Source organism: Flavobacterium sp. UBA2787 (assembly GCA_002352205.1).
GTDB lineage: Bacteria > Bacteroidota > Bacteroidia > Flavobacteriales > Flavobacteriaceae > Flavobacterium.
Genome location: DEHZ01000010.1, coordinates 267,390 through 287,393 on the forward strand (window position 1 = coordinate 267,390; position 20,004 = coordinate 287,393).

Annotated in this window: 12 protein-coding genes and 1 tRNA gene; 7 read left to right on the forward strand and 6 right to left on the reverse strand. The window is 33.0% G+C overall.

Annotation, left to right across the window (positions count from 1 at the left end; genetic code table 11):
• The first annotated feature begins 244 nt into the window (after positions 1 to 244).
• From B4N66_RS07830 to guaB, 6 genes are all read left to right on the forward strand, one after another.
• A complete protein-coding gene (locus B4N66_RS07830) occupies positions 245 to 2,569 on the forward strand; it encodes an ATP-dependent helicase (RefSeq protein ID WP_291093749.1) in 2,325 nt (774 codons plus the stop codon).
• 186 nt (positions 2,570 to 2,755) lie between these two features.
• Complete coding sequence (locus B4N66_RS07835) at positions 2,756 to 3,232, forward strand: DUF6495 family protein (RefSeq protein WP_291093751.1); 477 nt, start codon at positions 2,756 to 2,758, stop codon at positions 3,230 to 3,232.
• A gap of 59 nt (positions 3,233 to 3,291) precedes the next feature.
• Positions 3,292 to 5,283, forward strand: coding sequence for an NAD-dependent DNA ligase LigA (gene ligA, locus B4N66_RS07840; RefSeq protein WP_291093752.1), 1,992 nt, complete (start codon positions 3,292 to 3,294; stop codon positions 5,281 to 5,283).
• Between the two features lie 118 nt (positions 5,284 to 5,401).
• Entirely contained in the window at positions 5,402 to 6,007 is a 606-nt protein-coding gene (locus B4N66_RS07845; protein WP_291093753.1) for a hypothetical protein, read from the forward strand.
• 225 nt (positions 6,008 to 6,232) lie between these two features.
• A complete protein-coding gene (locus B4N66_RS07850; RefSeq protein WP_291093754.1) occupies positions 6,233 to 6,922 on the forward strand; it encodes a lysoplasmalogenase family protein in 690 nt (229 codons plus the stop codon).
• 64 nt (positions 6,923 to 6,986) lie between these two features.
• Positions 6,987 to 8,459, forward strand: coding sequence for an IMP dehydrogenase (gene guaB / locus B4N66_RS07855; RefSeq protein ID WP_291093755.1), 1,473 nt, complete (start codon positions 6,987 to 6,989; stop codon positions 8,457 to 8,459).
• 552 nt (positions 8,460 to 9,011) lie between these two features.
• On the opposite strand, the gene B4N66_RS07860 is transcribed toward guaB, so the two are convergent.
• Both B4N66_RS07860 and B4N66_RS07865 read right to left on the reverse strand, forming a co-directional pair.
• Positions 9,012 to 9,093, reverse strand: a tRNA-Tyr gene (locus B4N66_RS07860).
• A 155-nt stretch (positions 9,094 to 9,248) separates the two neighbouring features.
• The gene (locus B4N66_RS07865) at positions 9,249 to 10,379 is read right to left on the reverse strand and encodes a TlpA disulfide reductase family protein (RefSeq protein WP_291093757.1); all 1,131 of its coding nucleotides are present in this window, start codon (positions 10,377 to 10,379) and stop codon (positions 9,249 to 9,251) included.
• Between the two features lie 164 nt (positions 10,380 to 10,543).
• Between B4N66_RS07865 and B4N66_RS07870 the strand changes: the two genes are divergently transcribed.
• Entirely contained in the window at positions 10,544 to 11,530 is a 987-nt protein-coding gene (locus tag B4N66_RS07870; RefSeq protein ID WP_291093759.1) for a Gfo/Idh/MocA family protein, read from the forward strand.
• Positions 11,531 to 11,863: 333 nt separating this feature from the next.
• On the opposite strand, the gene B4N66_RS07875 is transcribed toward B4N66_RS07870, so the two are convergent.
• The 4 genes from B4N66_RS07875 to B4N66_RS07890 all read right to left on the reverse strand — a co-directional run bounded on the left by B4N66_RS07875 (position 11,864) and on the right by B4N66_RS07890 (position 19,291).
• On the reverse strand, positions 11,864 to 14,344 hold the full coding sequence (locus B4N66_RS07875; protein WP_291093760.1) for a DUF7619 domain-containing protein: 2,481 nt from the start codon (positions 14,342 to 14,344) through the stop codon (positions 11,864 to 11,866).
• A 110-nt stretch (positions 14,345 to 14,454) separates the two neighbouring features.
• Positions 14,455 to 16,119, reverse strand: a complete 1,665-nt coding sequence (locus tag B4N66_RS07880; protein ID WP_291093761.1) for a GLPGLI family protein — start codon at positions 16,117 to 16,119, stop codon at positions 14,455 to 14,457.
• A gap of 98 nt (positions 16,120 to 16,217) precedes the next feature.
• Entirely contained in the window at positions 16,218 to 16,607 is a 390-nt protein-coding gene (locus B4N66_RS07885; RefSeq protein ID WP_291093763.1) for a response regulator, read from the reverse strand.
• Entirely contained in the window at positions 16,604 to 19,291 is a 2,688-nt protein-coding gene (locus B4N66_RS07890; RefSeq protein WP_291093764.1) for a PAS domain S-box protein, read from the reverse strand. The genes B4N66_RS07885 and B4N66_RS07890 overlap by 4 nt, the downstream gene beginning before the upstream one ends.
• Between the last annotated feature and the right edge of the window lie 713 nt (positions 19,292 to 20,004).

Consider the following 20,004-nt stretch of genomic DNA (forward strand, 5'->3'; position numbering starts at 1 on the left):
GAGCTATTTCCTGCTTTCCGTTCCAAAATTTTTCCGCAAAATCTTTTTTTCTAATGCCAAAAAAAGAGCTTCCGCTGGTCGCTTTTTTTTGCCAAGAAAAAATAGATTTGCCAAAAAAATGTTTTCCACTTCAATCGGGGCTAGAACGTTTACTGCAAAAATAGAATTTTAGTTGATAATTCGTTACAATTTTAATTGTAATAAATCATAAGTAAGCTTATTTTTGAGCTTTGCTAAAAAAACTATGATACAAGAATATATAAATCAACTCAACGAAGCTCAACGTGCACCCGTGCTACAAAAAGACGGCCCAATGATTGTGATCGCCGGTGCAGGTTCCGGAAAAACGCGTGTGCTCACGATGCGAATTGCCTATTTAATGAGCCTTGGAGTTGATGCGTTCAACATTTTATCGCTCACGTTTACTAACAAAGCGGCTCGCGAAATGAAAAAACGGATCTCCGATATCGTGGGCAGTAACGAAGCTAAAAACCTTTGGATGGGAACTTTTCACTCGGTTTTTGCGAAAATTCTTCGTATCGAAGCTGAAAAATTAGGTTATCCAAACAATTTTACCATTTATGATGCTCAAGATAGTGTTCGCCTCATCGGAGCCATCATCAAAGAAATGCAACTCGACAAAGATATTTACAAACCAAAACAAGTTTTTAGCCGAATTTCATCCTACAAAAATTCATTAATTACCGTCAAAGCCTATTTCAATAATCCGGAATTGATGGAGCAAGATGCAATGAGCAAAAAACCGCGAATTGGTGAAATCTATAACAATTATGTCGAACGCTGTTTCAAATCGGGAGCAATGGATTTTGATGATTTGTTATTAAAAACCAACGAATTACTGAATCGTTTTCCGGATGTATTGGCCAAATACCAAGACCGTTTTCGTTATATTTTGGTGGATGAGTACCAAGATACCAATCATTCACAGTATTTAATCGTTCGAGCATTGTCTGACCGTTTTCAAAATATTTGCGTTGTGGGTGATGATGCTCAAAGTATCTATGCGTTTCGTGGAGCCAATATCAACAACATTCTGAATTTCCAGAAAGATTATGCTGATGTGCAATTATTTCGATTAGAGCAAAATTATCGTTCAACCAAAAATATTGTGGAAGCAGCAAATTCCATCATCGATAAAAATAAAACTAAATTGGACAAAGTCGTTTGGACGCACAATCAAGACGGCCCAAAAATAAAAGTCAACCGCAGCATTACCGATGGAGAAGAAGGTCGTTTTGTCGCTTCCACCATCTTCGATGAAAAAATGCGAAACCAAATGAAAAACGGTGAATTCGCTATTTTATATCGAACCAACGCTCAATCCCGTGCGATGGAAGATGCGTTGCGAAAACGTGACATTCCATATCGAATTTACGGAGGATTATCCTTTTACCAACGCAAAGAAATAAAAGATGTTTTGTGTTATTTGCGATTGGTGATTAATCCTAAAGATGAAGAAGCATTAGTGCGAGTAATCAATTATCCTGCTCGTGGAATTGGAGACAGTACTATTGAAAAGTTAACTGTCGCAGCTAATCACTACAAGCGTTCCATTTTTGAAGTAATGGAAAATATTGATAAAATTGACCTCAAACTCAATTCCGGAACCAAACGAAAATTGGAAGATTTTGTGATGATGATCAAAAGTTTTCAAGTCATCAACGAAAACCAAGATGCTTTTTTTCTTGCCGATCACGTTTCTAAGAAAACAGGTTTGGTGCAAGAACTCAAAAAAGATGGAACTCCCGAAGGAATTGCGAGAATTGAAAACATCGAAGAATTACTAAACGGTATCAAAGACTTCATCGAAGGACAAAAAGAAATTGATGGAGCACGAGGAGCATTATCCGAATTTTTAGAAGATGTAGCCTTGGCAACCGATTTAGACAAAGACACGGGCGACGATGATCGAGTAGCTTTGATGACCATTCACTTAGCAAAAGGATTAGAATTTCCAACTGTTTTTATTGTGGGAATGGAAGAAGATTTGTTTCCAAGTGCGATGAGTTTGAACACCCGAAGCGAATTGGAAGAAGAACGTCGTTTATTCTACGTAGCATTAACCCGAGCTGAACATCAGGCTTATCTCACTTATGCTCAGTCCCGTTACCGATGGGGAAAATTAATGGACAGCGAACCTTCTCGTTTTATCGAAGAAATTGATGATCGCTATTTGGAATACATCAGTGCGGTAGAAACCGGTTATCGCTACAAACCGATGATTGACAATGATATTTTTGGCGATGTAGATAAGTCAAGATTGCGATTGGCAAAACCAACCAATGGAACGCCACCCAAAAAATATGGCGAAGAACCTTCGTCAACAATTAGAAAACTAAAGCCCGTTTCCAGCAACGCACCATCGGGAAATAATTTGTTTGATTCCGGTTTAGTGCCCGGTAACATCGTCATGCACGAACGATTCGGTAAAGGTCAAGTTTTAAACCTTGAAGGAGTAGGAGCAGACAAAAAAGCCGAGATCAAATTTGATGTGGGTGGGATTAAAAAGTTATTGCTTCGGTTTGCGAAGCTAGACGTTATTGGTTAGAAAAAGGTGATTGGTGAAAGGTAATGGGTAAAAGGAAATTGATTAATAAAAACCAATTTTGAATAGTAGCTCTCTCAATTTTGTCATTCCGACGCAGGAAGAATCTCATAAAAAATAATGAATAATTAAAAAAAACTAAGCTTCTCAGTTTCTCAGCAACTCAGAATCTCAGCAACTCAGAAAAAAATGAAATATTCAAGACTAACCAAAGAACAATTTGAAGCCCTTCATCAAGAATTTGCTAATTTTCTAGCCACACAATCCATTGATAAAAAAGAATGGGATGAAATAAAAACCAATAAACCGGAAGTAGCTGAACAAGAACTCGACGTTTTCTCTGATTTAATTTGGGAAGGTGTTTTAGCTCAAACCAATTATTTAGAACATTTTTCCAAAAACCATATTTTTCTATTTCATTGTTTGGAAACAGAAGTCAAATCCATTGTTTTAAAAACATTGGAACCCGAAGTCGATTTTATGACGTCACAAGGTTTGGAATGGATGGTGAAAAATTTGTTCACCGATGCAATCGACATTCACGTTGGTCGAAAAGAATACCAAGGCGAACGAAATGCTGCCATCTTTGACATCATCCAACAAGGAGCGATTTTAAGTGACGGACAATTGTACCAACAAATTGATAAAATAGTCAACACAAACTAAAAACTTAGCAACTCAGCATCTTAGCAACTTAGCAACTCAGCATCTCACCAACTCAGACTATGGATATTCAATCAACTATTCAATCTTTACGCGAAGAACTCAACCAGCACAACCACAACTATTATGTGTTGGATAAACCCACTATTTCCGATTTTGAATTTGATCAATTATTGAAAAAATTACAAGATTTAGAAACCCAACATCCAGAGTTTTTTGATGAAAATTCGCCAACGCAACGAGTAGGAGGAAGCATCACTAAAAATTTTAATACCGTTACTCACGAACATCGGATGTATTCGTTGGATAATTCGTATTCCACCGAAGATTTAATGGATTGGGAAATCAGAATTCAAAAAATATTAGGAAATGTTGATTTGGAATATACGTGTGAATTAAAATATGACGGAGCTTCTATAAGCATTACTTACGAAAACGGAAAATTAAAAAAAGCAGTTACTCGAGGCGATGGTTTTCAAGGTGATGAGGTGACGAATAATGTAAAAACTATTCGTTCCATTCCACTGCAATTAAAAGGAAATTATCCGCCAAAATTCGATATTCGAGGTGAAATTATTTTGCCTTTTTCCGGTTTTGAAAAAATGAATCAGGAATTGATTGAAATCGGTGAAACTCCTTATTCCAACCCGAGAAATACCGCTTCCGGAAGTTTGAAATTACAAAATAGTGCTGAGGTCGCCAAACGTCCGTTGGATTGTTTGTTGTATTTTATTGTGGGAAATAATCTTCCTTTCAAAACACAATTTGAAGGATTGGAAACTGCCCGAAAATGGGGTTTCAAAGTACCAACGCAAGCCAAATTAGCCAAAAATATGCAAGAAGTGTTGGAATTCATCACCTATTGGGATGTTCACCGACATGATTTGCCTTATGAAACAGATGGAGTTGTAATTAAAGTCAACAGTTTGCAGCACCAAGATGAATTGGGTTATACCGCAAAATCGCCTCGTTGGGCAATGGCTTATAAATTCAAATCGGAACAAGTTTCTACGCGATTAAATTCTATTTCGTATCAAGTGGGAAGAACGGGAGCGATTACGCCAGTGGCTAATTTAGAGCCGGTTCAATTGGCAGGAACGATTGTGAAAAGAGCTTCGTTGCACAACGCCGATCAAATTGAAAAATTAGATATTCGCATTGGCGATAAAGTTTTTGTTGAAAAAGGTGGCGAAATTATCCCGAAAATTATTGCCGTTGCCGAAAGAGGAAACGAATCTTTTCCAACGGTTTACATTACTAATTGTCCCGAATGCCAAACTGCTTTAGAGCGAAAAGAAGGCGAAGCCAATCATTATTGTCCGAATTTTTATGGTTGTCCGCCACAGATTGTTGGTCGCATTCAGCACTATATTACCCGAAAAGCGATGGATATTGAAGGTTTGGGTGGCGAAACGGTGGCGTTGCTTTATCAAAATGGTTTAGTGAAAAATTATGCCGATTTGTATGATTTAAAAATCGAACAAATTCTTCCGTTGGAACGAATGGCTCAAAAAAGTGCAGAGAATTTAATCAACGGAATCGAAAAATCAAAAGAAGTACCATTTGAACGGGTTTTGTATGCGTTGGGAATTCGGTATGTAGGCGAAACTGTGGCTAAAAAGTTAGCTAAACATTATAAAAATATTGATGCTATTGCGAATGCCAGTTTGATGGATTTGATTTTAGTGGATGAAATTGGTGATAAAATTGCCCAAAGTGTCATCGAATTTTTTGAGAATATTGAAAATAGAATAACCATCGAACGTTTAAAAGCCGTTGGGATTCAGTTTGAATTAGTGGAGAAAAACACACAAGTAAGTGATAAGTTTGCCGGAAAAACATTTGTAGTTTCCGGTGTTTTTGAAAAATTTTCTCGTGATGATTTAAAGAAAGCCATCGAAGACAACGGCGGAAAAGTAGGAAGTTCCATTTCCACCAAAACGGATTATGTAGTAGCCGGAGAAAATATGGGCCCGGCAAAATTGGAAAAAGCCAATCAATTAAAAATCGCAATTATTAGTGAAGATGATTTTTTGGGGATGATTGGGAATTAGCAAGAAATGAAAATTTTATTTGTTAAATATGTATGAATAAATTTTATTAATTTGTAGAAATTCATAATGTTGAACAAATTTGATGATATTTACGAGTTTGGCAACATAGTAAAAATTTATGGCCACAATACAAGATACATTGAATGAAATTATTCAAATTCAAAAGGAGTTTGATAATTTTGGAATTGACACTTCTTTTGTAAAAGAATTAATGAATTTTACATCTGTTATTTACTTCGATTATTTGTCACATACCGTACTTGACCATTCAAGAATGATTGATTTATCTAAAATTCCAGACACTTCCAAATATTACGAACTTTTTGGACAACCTGGATTACTTCCAGAATATATTCGCATTAGTAATATTGGACAGTTTTCAGTTGTTTGGAATGCTTATGAAAAATATCTTAGAGAAAAATGTAACAATGATTTTGGACTGAAAAAGTTTAAAATCAAAGACCTTTTTGATGATTTAATCAAGAAAATAGAACCAATAAATGATTTGCAAATTATTGAAGAATTTGAAGTTATGCGAAATACGAGAAACAGTTTGCATGATGGAGGAATATATAATTCAAAGTTTGCACCATTTAAAGGAGTACTTTGTGATAAACTATTTACATTTAGTCCAGGTAACCCTGTTGTTCCATTGAGAATAATGGATGTAATTAAAACAATGTGGTCCCATTACAAAGTATTTGAGAAAATGAAAGTTAATTAAATAAAAATTGCAATTATTAGTTAGGAGAATTTTTTTTGGTTCATCTACTAGCCCGTATTGCAGCGGAAATCTTTGTGCAGTTGCGGTTTAGTTTTTTCTTAAAAGCGGGAAGCGACCAACGGAAGCTCTCCCGATTTTGTAGAAAAACAAACCGGAACAAACAAAATTGGAGCGGAAAGACGGAATAGCTTCTCATCTTGCAAAAAGTTTTTATACATTTGGTCGATGAATAAGCAAAAACCGGCATTGTACTTGTATCTCATTTCCAGTTTATTGGTGGTGATTGCCGTACTTTTTGATTTACAAGAATTAGAACTTTTCGCCAAACCAATCGTAATTCCTGCGATTTATTTTTATTATTTGCAACATCGATTTAAACGAATTAATTGGTGGTTTTCTGTTTCTTTGTTAGCTTGTTTTGTGGGCGATATTTTAGTTTTACTCGATCCTGATTTTGATGTTTTATGGATAATTCTCTGCTTTTTTATTAGTTATTGCATTCTGATTAAATTCGGAATTGATGATTTAGTTCCGCAAAAACTTTCTGTTTCCAATATCATTTTAGGGATTTTGATTGTTATTTTCTTATTATTTGTCTTATTTTCCATCATCGATTTAATTGAACCGGAATCCACAGAACGTTACATTATCTTTTTGTTTTACGGATTTACATTGCTGATTCTCACGGTGCTTTCATTGATTAATTTCTTTTCAGAAGCTTCAAAAGCGGCATTGTATTTTTCGATTATGGCTTTGTGTATCGTGATTTCTGACGTATTTTATTCGTTTTATCATTTTATTGAACCGATTGATATGTTTAATTACATCAATATTTTCTTCCAATTGGCAACCTATTATTGTATGGTTTCTTATTTTTTGGTTCGGATAGAAAAACCTTCTAAATTTAACCGCTAATTCATCGTATTTTGTATCGTTAAATTTTGTATATTTGCACGCAATTTAACTACAAATTGCAACAATGAAAGCACACACAACAAAAATCATCGGCGAAGGATTAACTTACGATGATGTTCTGCTGATTCCCAACTACTCTGAAGTTTTACCCCGCGAAGTAAGTATTCAATCCAAATTTTCCAGAAATATTACGCTGAATGTTCCAATTGCCTCTGCTGCAATGGATACGGTGACCGAAAGTTCGATGGCGATTGCGATGGCTCAAGAAGGCGGAATTGGGGTTTTACATAAAAATATGTCAATCGAGCAACAAGCTGCGAAAGTTCGAAAAGTGAAAAGAGCAGAAGCCGGAATGATTTTGGATCCTGTAACTTTACCTTTAACAGCAACCGTTGGCGATGCAAAAGCAGCAATGCGTGAATTTAGCATTGGCGGAATTCCGGTTGTGGATGAAAACGGAATTTTAAAAGGAATTGTGACGAATCGTGATTTGCGTTTTGAAAAGGTTAACTCCCGTTCGATCTTAGAAGTAATGACGGCTGAAAATTTAATCACAGCTGAGGAAGGAACTACTTTACAACAAGCGGAAGGAATTTTGCAACAAAACAAAATTGAAAAACTTCCGGTTATTGATAAAAACTACAAATTGGTTGGGTTAATTACCTTTCGGGATATTACAAAACTGACTCAAAAACCAATTGCCAATAAAGATAAATTTGGTCGTTTGCGTGTTGCTGCAGCTCTTGGCGTGACGGCTGATGCGTTAGAACGTGCCACAGCTTTGGTGAATGCCGGTGTGGATGCGGTTATAATCGATACAGCTCACGGACATACACAAGGTGTTGTAACGGTTTTAAAACAAGTAAAAGCTAAATTTCCTGATTTGGATGTGGTGGTTGGAAATATCGCAACCCCGGAAGCAGCATTATATTTAGTAGAAAACGGAGCTGATGCGGTGAAAGTTGGAATCGGGCCGGGTTCCATTTGTACAACGCGAGTGGTTGCCGGAGTTGGATTTCCGCAATTTTCTGCGGTGTTGGAAGTGGCAGCTGCCATAAAAGGTAGCGGAGTTCCGGTGATTGCGGATGGTGGAATTCGATACACAGGAGATATTCCGAAAGCGATTGCTGCCGGAGCCGATTGTGTGATGTTAGGTTCGTTATTAGCTGGAACAAAAGAATCGCCGGGAGAAACTATTATTTTTGAAGGTAGAAAATTCAAATCATACCGCGGAATGGGTTCGGTGGAAGCGATGCAAGAAGGTTCAAAAGACCGTTATTTTCAAGATGTGGAAGATGATGTGAAAAAGTTAGTTCCGGAAGGAATTGTGGGCCGAGTTCCATACAAAGGAGAATTAAACGAAAGTATGCAACAATTCATTGGCGGACTTCGTGCCGGAATGGGTTATTGTGGAGCAAAAGATATTCCGACCCTACAAGAAACAGGAAGATTCGTGCGAATTACAGCGAGTGGAATAGGGGAAAGCCATCCGCATAATGTGACGATTACGAAGGAAGCTCCGAATTATTCGAGGTAACATTTTTATCGAAATTATATTTACAGAATCTAAGCCCACGGTTAAAACGTGGGCTTTTTTTTACCCAAAACAAAAATCCCCGACACTTACAAAAGCGAGCTTTCTTCAATTCAATTTTGTGGTAAGGTTTCTTATTTTTTCGGATGAAATTATCTGCTAGCGAGAGAGGATTACCTTCGGTGAACCTGAGTGAGGGAAACCTTACCCAAAACAAAAACTCCCGATACATACAAAAGCGAGCTTTCTTCAATTCAATTTTGTAGTATGGTTTCTTAGAATTTCATAGGGCATTATCTGCTGGCGAGAGAGGATTACCTTCGGTGAGCCTGAGTGGAGGAAACCTTACCCAAAACAAAAATCCCCGACACTTACAAAAGCAAGCTTTTTCATTTCAATTTTTGTGGTAAGGTTTCCTTAGAATTTCATAGGACATTATCTGCTGGCGACAGAGGATTACCTTCGGTGAGCCTGAGTGGAGGAAACCTTACCCAAAACAAAAATCCCTGACACTTACAAAAGTAAACTTTTGACGTGTCAGGGATTTTTGTTTTGTGGGGAGAGCAGGATTCGAACCTGCGAAGATGTAATCAGCGGATTTACAGTCCGCCCTCGTTGGCCGCTTGAGTATCTCCCCCCTGCGTTATGCGGTTGCAAATATAGAATTGTTTTTACATTGTGCAAACCTTTTTTATTGATAATTTTCAATAAATTGATAAGCGTTTGGATATGAGTAGAATAAAAAAATCCCCAAATAGGGGATTTAATAAACTTTTTTATATTGGTATGAAATTAAGAACCTAGTAACTCAATTACTTTAGCTTTTAATTCTTCTCCTCTTAAATCTTTAGCAACAATTTTACCTGATGCATCTAATATAAATACAGCCGGAATACTTTTTACATTATATTTTTTCGCAATTGGTTCGTTCCAATATTGTAAATTAGAAACTTGTGGCCAAGTTAATTTATCAGCTGTAATGGCATCTTTCCATTTGGTTTCATCTCCTTCTTTGTCTAAAGACACACCAATAATGTTCAAACCTTTATCATGAAATTCATTATATAAAGCCACAACATTAGGATTTTCTTTTCTACAAGGGGCACACCAAGAAGCCCAAAAATCAATTATTGTTACTTTTCCTAAAGATTCTTTTAACGAAACCATTTTGCCTTCCGGATTTGGAGCAGAAAATTCCGGAGCAGTTTTTCCAACTTGTGCAGCAGAAGAATTACCAATCATTTCTCCCACACTTTTTCCTGGTTTGGTTTCTTTTACCGATTTATCAAGACCATTATAGATTTTTTCAAGTTTTTCAAAATCGGCATCAGGTTGGTAAAGCATACTCTGAATCATCAAGATACAGATGAATGCTTTTGGATTTTCTTCACAAAATGTAAAATTAAAGTTTTTTTCCTCTTCTTTTAACTTTAAGAAACCATCTCTTAATTGGTTTACAGCAACTGTATCATTTGCTTGAACGGCTGTTTCCATTTTCGCCTTGTTTACATTTCTGTAATCCTCCATTTTTTTCTGAATCTTACCTTGCTCTTTGTTATATTTGGCAAATTGTTCATTATTGAAAGTTCCGCCAATGATAGATTTGTTCACACTATCTTTATAAACTGTTACATTAATTTCTCCATTTTCAAGTACAAAAACCACTTTTCCTTGAACCTCTTCTACTTGTAAAAAATGTAATACCGGCTCAACAGTAGTTCCTTTGAATTCAAATTTACCATCTGTAACTTTTACAGTATCCACAGACTTAATGCCCATATTTTCATCTTGGGTCTCAAGAATAACGGATTTACCATTTTCAATTCCTTCAATGGTTCCTTTGATTACAAATTCGTTATCTCCTAATTTATTACAAGCCACAAATAAAGAAGCTGTGATAAGCAAAACAATTATTTTTTTCATTTTTTATGATTATAAATTTCGATTGCAAAAGTATTCAAAAAATCAGACTATTGTTACATGTATTAACTTATTTTTGACTTATTAAAAATTATGATTTTTTAATAAATTTGGTAGTGATTCGAAGGATTTTAATAACTATTTTTAGCATTTAAAATTCAAAATTTATGTCTGAAATAAATAATAGCAACAAAACAGTCAAATGGGGAATTATTGGTTGCGGCGATGTAACCGAACGAAAAAGCGGGCCGGCCTATTCTAAAACAGAAGGTTTTGAATTATTTGCTGTAATGCGAAGAGATGCAGAAAAAGTAAAAGATTATGCTCTTCGGCACAACGTTCCGCATTATTTTTCAAATGCTGATGAGTTGATAAATCATCCTGAAATTAATGCTGTTTACATTGCTACTCCACCCGACACACATAAATTTTATGCTTTGAAAGTGGCACAAGCCGGAAAAATATGTTGCATAGAAAAACCAATGGCAGTAGATTATCACGAATGTGAAGAAATTCTGAAAGCTTTTGACGAAAAAAAGTTGCCTTTATTTGTTGCTTATTATAGAAGATCTTTGCCACGATTTAATCAAATAAAAGAATGGATTGATACTGATGAAATTGGTAAAATACGTCATATTAGCTGGTATTTAAGTAAAACTCCTTCTCCGATTGATTTAGCTCAAACTTACAATTGGCGAACTGATGCAAAAATTGCTCCCGGCGGCTATTTTGAAGATTTAGCCAGTCACGGACTCGATTTGTTTGCTCATTATTTTGGAGAAATAAAGTCGGTTAACGGAATCAGTTTAAATCAACAAAAATTATATTCTGCAAAAGATGCTATCGTAGCTAATTGGTTGCATGAATCGGGAGTAACCGGTTCAGGAACATGGAATTTTGGTAGTTTTGAACGTAAAGATAAAGTAGAAATTATTGGTAGTAAAGGAAAAATTGAATTTGCTGTTTTTGATGAAGAACCTCTTTTGCTTACTAATCAAAACGGAACAAAAGAAATCTTTATTGAACATCCGGAAAACATTCAACTTTATCATGTGCAAAATGTGCGGGATCATTTGTTAGGTGTAATTAATCATCCTTCACTCGGAAAATATGCTGCTCAAACCAATTGGGTAATGGATAAAATAGTGACTTAGTTTTAGTGCCTTTATCCGGCTTTAGGGTTCAAGTTTTTTATTTTTTAGGTGTTTCTTCTAAGCATGGATTGGTCACACAACTAAGAGAAAAACGTTCAATTTTTTTTTCGATTTTATAAAGAGTTAAGGCTTTGGCTTATAATCTTTTAAATTGATCTGTTTAGGTGCCTATGGTCTTATATCAACAAGAACCCTATTCAAAATGTTTAGGTTTTTTTCATGTTTAAAAATAATTTTTATTTTAGTTATTTTTGAAACTGAATAATGTGGTAAATGAGAAGTTTAATCTATAAATCCTTATTCCAATCTTATATTAGAACAATTTTAATCTGTTTATTCTTTAATAAATCTAGTATTTGAAGTTCCTAAATTTGTATTCACTTTTACAAAGTAATTTCCTGTTTGTAATCTTGATACATCTATTTTTGAAACAGTATTTGGAATGGCTAAAACTATTTGTCCCAATGGGTTGTAGATTTCAATAGAGTGAATAGAAATAGTGTTCTTAGAATGTAAATTCAAAACATCTTTCACAGGATTAGGATGTAAAGTGAAATATGTTCCAAAATCAAAGTCTTTTATGCTCAAAATCTGGATATTTGTTGTAAAAGTATTAGTAGTAATTGGAAAATTATAATCAAAATAAATGTTGGCCTCATTACTAAAAGAATCACCAACTTCTAAATCTGATTTAGTTTTAATTTTAAAAACTATATAGCCATCATTAGTAGCATCATCAAACGGTAAATTGATTCCTTCAAAAATAAACTCAACTTTATTTCCACTAATTCTGGTGAAAAAATCGTGACTTGAATGCAAAGGAATTAAAGTTGTACTATCAAATTTTGCTAAATCAATCATGTCTTTTATCACGATGTTTTCTGCTGGATAATTTCCAGTATTTTCAAACCGAATAACATAATGAACGTATTGACCAATTATATCTATATTAACAACAGTTCCTTCTATACAAGTTTTATCATTTGGATCATAAGAACCCACAACAATTTGCTGTAAACCAGAAGAATTATCTAATGGATGTTCGTCAGTAGAAAATGGTATTATCGTTGCTTTGTAGATTAACATATCTCCAATATTTACTGCAGGAACTTCTGTTGGACTATTTAAGTTAAATACAACATCAATTATTCTGATTTCATTAGGTTGTAAATTGGTGAAGTTCCATTCTAATGTATCATCTGTTTGATCTGAAAAAATCGGATTTGATGAAACTAAATCTAATACAAGATTTTGATAGTAAGTTAATGACACAGAACCATTTTCAACTTGATTCCCCTTATTCTTATAAATAATTTTATAATGAGCATCAAAACCCGGACGAGCAGGTGTTGTAGGAATAAAAACAACTTCTACATCATGATGAATACCATTTGGAGTAATACAAAAATCTTGAGATAAAGGACTTGTTTGTGTTGGGAAATCAACGATAAAACTTGCTGGATTTATAGTAAAATAGGTTGGATTTTCTAAAATAGGCGTAATAGTATAACTACCTTCTTGAAGTGGAAAAAAATATTCTCCGGAATTATTTGAGATAAATGCTCCCGAGTTATTTTCGTCAGAAATTGTTAAATTTACGTGTGGAAAATTTACGTCAGAAGAATCACAACCATTTATATTAAAATCAAATTTTGTTTCACCATTGACTATAAAATACTCTCCTCCAAGATTGAAATTACAATAGGTTCCAACATTACAATTTTGGATGGAATAAATATCTAAATAGATAGTAGCAATACTTTCTTCATCTTCATCAACACAAAGGTAAGTTAGGTTTGTATTGTTATGAATATTGAATAAATTATTATAGCTACTAAATACGTTATTTGAGCCATTTTTTATATTTAGATAATTTAAATTCAAATTATTTGAACAATTCAAATTATATAAGTTAGTAGAATTTGAAAAATCAAGTGAAACCAAGTTATTGTTTTGACAATGAAACACTCTTAAGGAATATAAATTAGATAAATCAAGATTGGTTAAGTTATTGTTTTGAACATATAATTCCATAATATTATTTGCCTCAGGTAATAATAAGGTAGATAAATTATTGTTGGTTAAATAAATTTGCCAAAGATCTTCAGTTTGAGTTAAATTTAAATCTTCTAAATTAGTATCATTTATATAAAGAAATCGCAAATGATTGCTATTAATAGATATATTTGTTAAAGGTGTGTTAGAAATATCTATTCGAAATAATATGTGTGAATTTGATAAGTCAAGTGAACTGATATTGTTATTACCAGTACTGAGTTCATATAATTGAGAAGCATTTGAAAGATCTAAAATGGTTAAATTATTTTCAAAACAAAACAAAGATTGAATATTATTTGGAATAATCAATGAATCTAAAGGATTGAAACTACATGATAAATGACCTAAATTAATAAGATTTTCAAGATTTAATGAACTTAATAAATTATTATTGATACTTAGAAGTTCTAAACTTGTGGGTAAAGAATTTATTGTTGTAATTGAATTAAAACTTAAATCTAAATGTATTAAGTTAGAAAAGTACTCAATTCCTTCAACAGAATTTATTTTTAAATTTTCATCACAATATTCACAAGACAAATATAAAAAAGCAATCTGTTGAGCTTCTTCTAATTCAATTTCTCCATTATTATTTAAATCTATTGATGTTACATTATTACTTAAATCATATGCCATATGATTGCTATTATTGGCACTCAATAATATTGATTTCAAATTATCATCAGGAATATTCACAACTTGAGCTTGATTTATAAAACTGATTGTTAGGCATATTATTAAGCATAATTTCTTCATTTTATGAATTATTTTAAAAACTCAAAAATAAACTATTAAATTAAATAATTTCAATTTTTGAAAAGATTGAGTTTACGTAAACTAAAAAATAAAATTGATATACAAAATGTTTACTCTGTCAATTCTCCCAACAATATTCCCGAAACATTCCAAGCACTAAAACTACTACCTTCCGGCAATCCTTGCGGAATTTGAACCCTGATTGTATGCTTTCCGACAGATAAATCACCCAATTCAATCAACATTGGATTTGTTACCGTACCCGGACACCAATTGGAGCGACTGTAATCAGATGACGATAAACCATTGCCAAAATTACCTGAGGCCGGATTGAACAATCGGTACGAGCCACAATCTTGTCGCCAAGGAATAAAAGAAAAAGCTAGTTGCTCGTTTAAGTAGATGCTATTTTTTTTAGGCACAAATTCGTCGCCGTTTTCCCAGCCGCCATGTCCGGTGGTAATGTATCGCAATTGAGCATTTTTAATTGGTTTATCTAACGTAAAAGTTACTTCTAAACCTTTTTCATCTGAAAACATGGTTGCATATTCCTGTCCACCCATTTCCATTACGTTGGTAGTATTAAAAAGAGGCAAGGCAAAAGCTGTTTTTTTAGTTTCGTTTTCTTGCGGATGAATCGTAATTTCTACCGAAACCCGATGGCCGCCTTGATCATAATTTCCGATAAAAGCTCCCACCCACATTTCTTGACCACTCAAAATGGGTTGTAATTCTGAAATGTCTTGACGATACGGTACTTCGTTAAACCAATTTTTATCTTTTAATGAGATATGATTATATTGTTTTATTCCAAAAGGAGTAAAAAATCGCATTAACTCTGTTAACGGTTGATAATCATCCTTTAAAACAACACCTTGATATGATTTTCCATTGCCGTTTTGAAAAATAGGTAAAGTGTTGATGCCTTTTTCTAAACCATCAAAAAAACTGTTTTTTGCTTTTATAGGAATTACAAACAATGAACCGGTTCGATCATAAGCATCTCCGGTAGAATTTGTTTTTAATTCGGCAAAAATCGGATTACCATTTTTGATTTCAGGAAATTTCACTTTTCGTAAAATTACTGTTCCATTAGCAAATCGCAAAATACTATCATTTGATTTTGATTTATCTGAAAAGTTAATGGTTTCGTTTTCAAAAACAGAAAGTGTGATAAAACGACTTTTCCATAATAAATCACGATAGGTTAAACCGTCTGAAAAATTGGAGTTTGGCAAAGCAATTTCAGCAGGTAATTTTTTTAGTTTTTCAATTTTGGTTGCTGTAATAACAAAGTTACCGTTGCGGTTCATTTCTAAAACTAATCCCAAATTTTGACCTAAAACAGTTGGAGATCCTTGAACGCTGAGGTCTTTTGTATACCACAATTCAATTGTATTAGAATTGATAATGGTTTTTGCTTTTTGGCATTTATAACCTAAAATAGTTTTGGTTTCATTCAACAATTCAAATGTTTGTTTTCCTAATGCTAATGAATCTCTTGTGGCAATGGATTTGTTTTGATTTAATTGAGCCGATTGAATTAGTGAAAGTTTTCTACGATCAATATAAGTTTCTTCAAACGGAAAGTTGTTTTTGCCTGGAATAATTCCCATAGAGGTTACAAAAGTTAACGAAGAATTGGTGAAAACTAAAATAGGATCTTGATTTTCAATTTTAGTTCCGTTGCTCCATTTTTCGTAAGTAATTTTATAGGATTGTCCTTTTGACGAGAGAATACAAAATAGGAATAAGCAAAACAATATTTTTTTCATGCCAACAATTTGTTTTTGATTAAATGATTATTCAAATTTAGCATTATAAATTAATCCCGAAAAGTTTCTACTTCAATTTTGAACACAGAAAACTGCTATCAATCACTCAAAAGGGATTTTAACGTGTCAATTGTCAATGGTTTTGAAATAAAACCTTTAATTTCAGAATAGGTGTTAGCTTTGTCTTTATCTACTTGAGAAATAGATGAACTTACAATAAATATGTCGATTTCCTGAAGCAGAATATTTTCAAATTTGCAATATTCATCCATAAATTCCCAGCCATTCATTACCGGCATTTCTATATCCAATAAAATAATTTGGGGCACAGACGACTTATTTTCTATCAAGTTGGTCAAAAATTGAATGGCTGTATAACCATTCTTCTCTACATAAATAGTTTCTGCTAAATCAAGCTTCTCTATGATTTTATGCGAAATTGTTCGGTATATTGGATCGTTGTCAATAATTAAAACTGATTTTTTCATTTGAAATAAATTTTAAAAGTAGTTTCATTTTTTGAATTTTCTACCTGTACTTTTCCATTTAAGGCTTCAATCTGAGATTTTGCAATAAATAGTCCAAAACCATGGTTAATATCTGTATCATTTTCCGGTGATTGAAAAAGGCTGAAAATTTTATCGCTATTTCGGTCAATATTCAAACCGTTTCCTATATCTTTTATTTCTAAAACAACATAATTATTTTCTAAATATGATTTAATTTCGATGTTCGGAATTGTCTTTAAATCTTTATTCTTTAAAATATACATCACGAAATTCATGATAATATTATCGAGATATAGTTTGTTATGATGAATAACCAAATTATTAGTGAGAAGGTTTGTGACTTTTGCTTTTCTTAGTGTGATTATGTTGTCTAGGTTAGAGAGTACACTTTCTACAGCCAGTTTAAGCTGAATCTTTTGCTTTTCAATATTTATGTTAGTATAAATACTTGTAATTTCATTTAAATGATGTACAGAATCATCTAAATCCGATGAAACCTCTTTAAGCATATCTAAAAGTTCTTCACGATCTTTGGGTTTTTGCGTTATTTCCAATAAGTTAATAATTGATTGGATGTTGCTTGTGTGTGAACGCAAATTGTGCGATACGATATGTGAAAAATTAAAAATCCGTCTATTTTGTTCAGTCACAATATCTAATGATTGATAAAGATTGGTTTCAATTTGTTTGGCTTTTGTGATATCAATGATTACACCTCTAATTAGTTTTTTATTTGTTCTTTTATTTTTAAGGAAGTTGATTATTCCTCGAACCCAAATCGTTTTGCCTTGAGCAGAAATCATTCTGTATTCAATATCTAAATAGTTGTTTTTACTATTGAGAGCTTTAATTTGTGTTAAAACCCTTGTTTGATCTTCTGAAGCAATGTGTTCTTCCCAAAATGAATTATGAAGGAGAATTTCTTCTTTAGAATATCCTAGCATTGTTTCAACTTTGTCACTTATAAATCTAAATTTACCATTTTCTTGATTTAATTCCCACACAATTCCATCGATTGAATTAATTAGTTCGTTGAGTTTTTTCTCAGATTCTTCCAACTTGCTCAATGCTATAACTCGTTCGCTTATATCTTCTGTTGTAATGATAACTCGTTCCAACGTATCTTCATAACCGGAAATCACATTCCATTGCAAATGAATAAATTTTTCAGTTCCTTTTTGCGTTTTAATTTTAGTTGTGGTTTCAAAAGAAGATTTGTTTTTGCAAATCATAACAATCTGTTTTTTAACGGTTTGTAGCGATTCATCGGTTAGTATGGATTGGAAATTATCTATCAATTCAGCTTTATTTTCGGCTTCATGAAGAGTGAGACATTGCTGGTTCATATTGATAATTCGAATCCGTTTGACGCACTCTATAATGATTTCGGGATGTTCAATGATATATACCTCAATCTCCTTTTTGGTTTTACCAATTAAATTAATTGAACTTAGGTATTTTTTTACCTCCGAAAAATCTTCCTCCCAAATAGGAATCGGCGAATCTTCAAACAAACTTTTTAAGCGTTTATTACTTTCGATAATTTGATTTTCACGTTCCTTTTTTTCTGTTATATCTTCAAAAATAGCAATATTAACGGAAGATGAAACCGTAGAAACAATCAAATTTACCCAAATTTCTCGGTTGTCTTTTGCTCGTAATCTTACTTCGATGGTATAATCTTCAATTTCGCCAGATTTAAGAAGTTGTTCTTTTTCCTCCACACGAATATAATCGCATTGTTGTGTAATCTCTGTTAAGGTTTTAGATTTCAATTCATCCCTTGAATATCCTAAGATGTTGGCAAGATGTTGGTTAACAGTATCAAATCTTTGTTGTTGCACACAAATTTTGGCTATCCCAACCGCAGCTTTATCAAAAATAGTTTTAAAGAGACTTTCGGTTTTAATTATTTCTTTGGCTTGCAATTTTACTAAACGAATTAAATCTGCAGGTCTTTTAAAGATAAAATAGGCAAATAGACCTGAAACAATGGATAATAAGAGTGCAAGTAGTAGCGACGGAAGTAGTTCTGCTAAAAGTTGATTTTCTTCTTTATCAACAATATAAAGTTTCCAATCTTCATCGTTAATATTTACAACTTTATAACTATTGTTTTTTATTTCCTTTCTATTTTCAAAAAAGAATTCCTCTTTTTTAGTATCATGATTATATTTAGATAGCTGAAAATAATACTGTTTCGATTTAATATGTTCAATTCCTGAAGCCTTAACCAAGCTTTCGATTCGAATAATTACAGCTGAAAATCCCCAAAATTCATTATTATTAAAAATTGGAAGACGACCAATGATTCCAATTCCACCTTGTTTTAATTCAATAGGACCGGCAAAAAACATTTTTCGATTGCTGATTGCTTTTAAAGCTTCATTTCTAATAATAGGACTTATGGTACTATCTAAAATGTTATATCCTATAACACTTTCATTTCCTTTTAAAGGATATACATGTGTTATTACGCCATTTGGAACTAACTGAACCAAATCGATGGTTGGGTTTTGTTTAAGAATTTCTCTTGCTACCTTTTCAAAATCACGGGGTTTATTGTTGTGAGCTATTGTTAAGGCTAAAGTTAAATTGGCGGTATATGAATTATTTAGCGATTGTTGAATATTTTTTTGAGCAATTGAAAGTAAGCTGCTCATTTCATTTTGCCTGTTTTTTATGATGATCTCAGATCTTAGGTGGACAATAAACAAACCAAAACACAAAACCAAAATATAAATCAGTAAACCACCGATTTTTGGATTTATTCTAACCTTCGAAACGAATCTGTTTGAAGTGTAAGTATTCATGCTATTTGTATTTTAAGTTTTAGTTAAGCTTTGGGAGCTTTTTAAATTGGCGGCAAAATTACGTTTATTCAGTTGTTTTGTCGCTGTGATTCAGTTAGTTGTGATAACTTTGTGACCTGTTCAAAGATCTGTTTTAAAGTAGTCATCTTTTTTTGCCGAAATAAAACACGATTCAAGAACCATCTTCAAAACCCATTTTTAGGTATTTAAAGAAATATTTATTATCAATATATAGCGGTTTTGTAAAGGGGCGGAAAAAATTTGAAACAATAGAAAAATATACCTTAAAGTCAATGAGACTAAAGGATGCGAAGCAAACCATTTCTAAGTAATTGAGATACAGCCTACAAGAAGGAATCTTTAGAACAGTGCAATATCTTTCATGAGCATAACGATGCTCTTTTTTATAATGAGTAGTCAAGTTTTTAGTAATTTGGGTATTGCAAACCTAACCATTTTTAACAGAATTTTAAGCAAAAAAAGATAATAAAATGTTAAATAAAATGTTGATTTATGCCGTTCATCGATAATGTAATCTTATTCTTTGTAAAATGTTACGGATT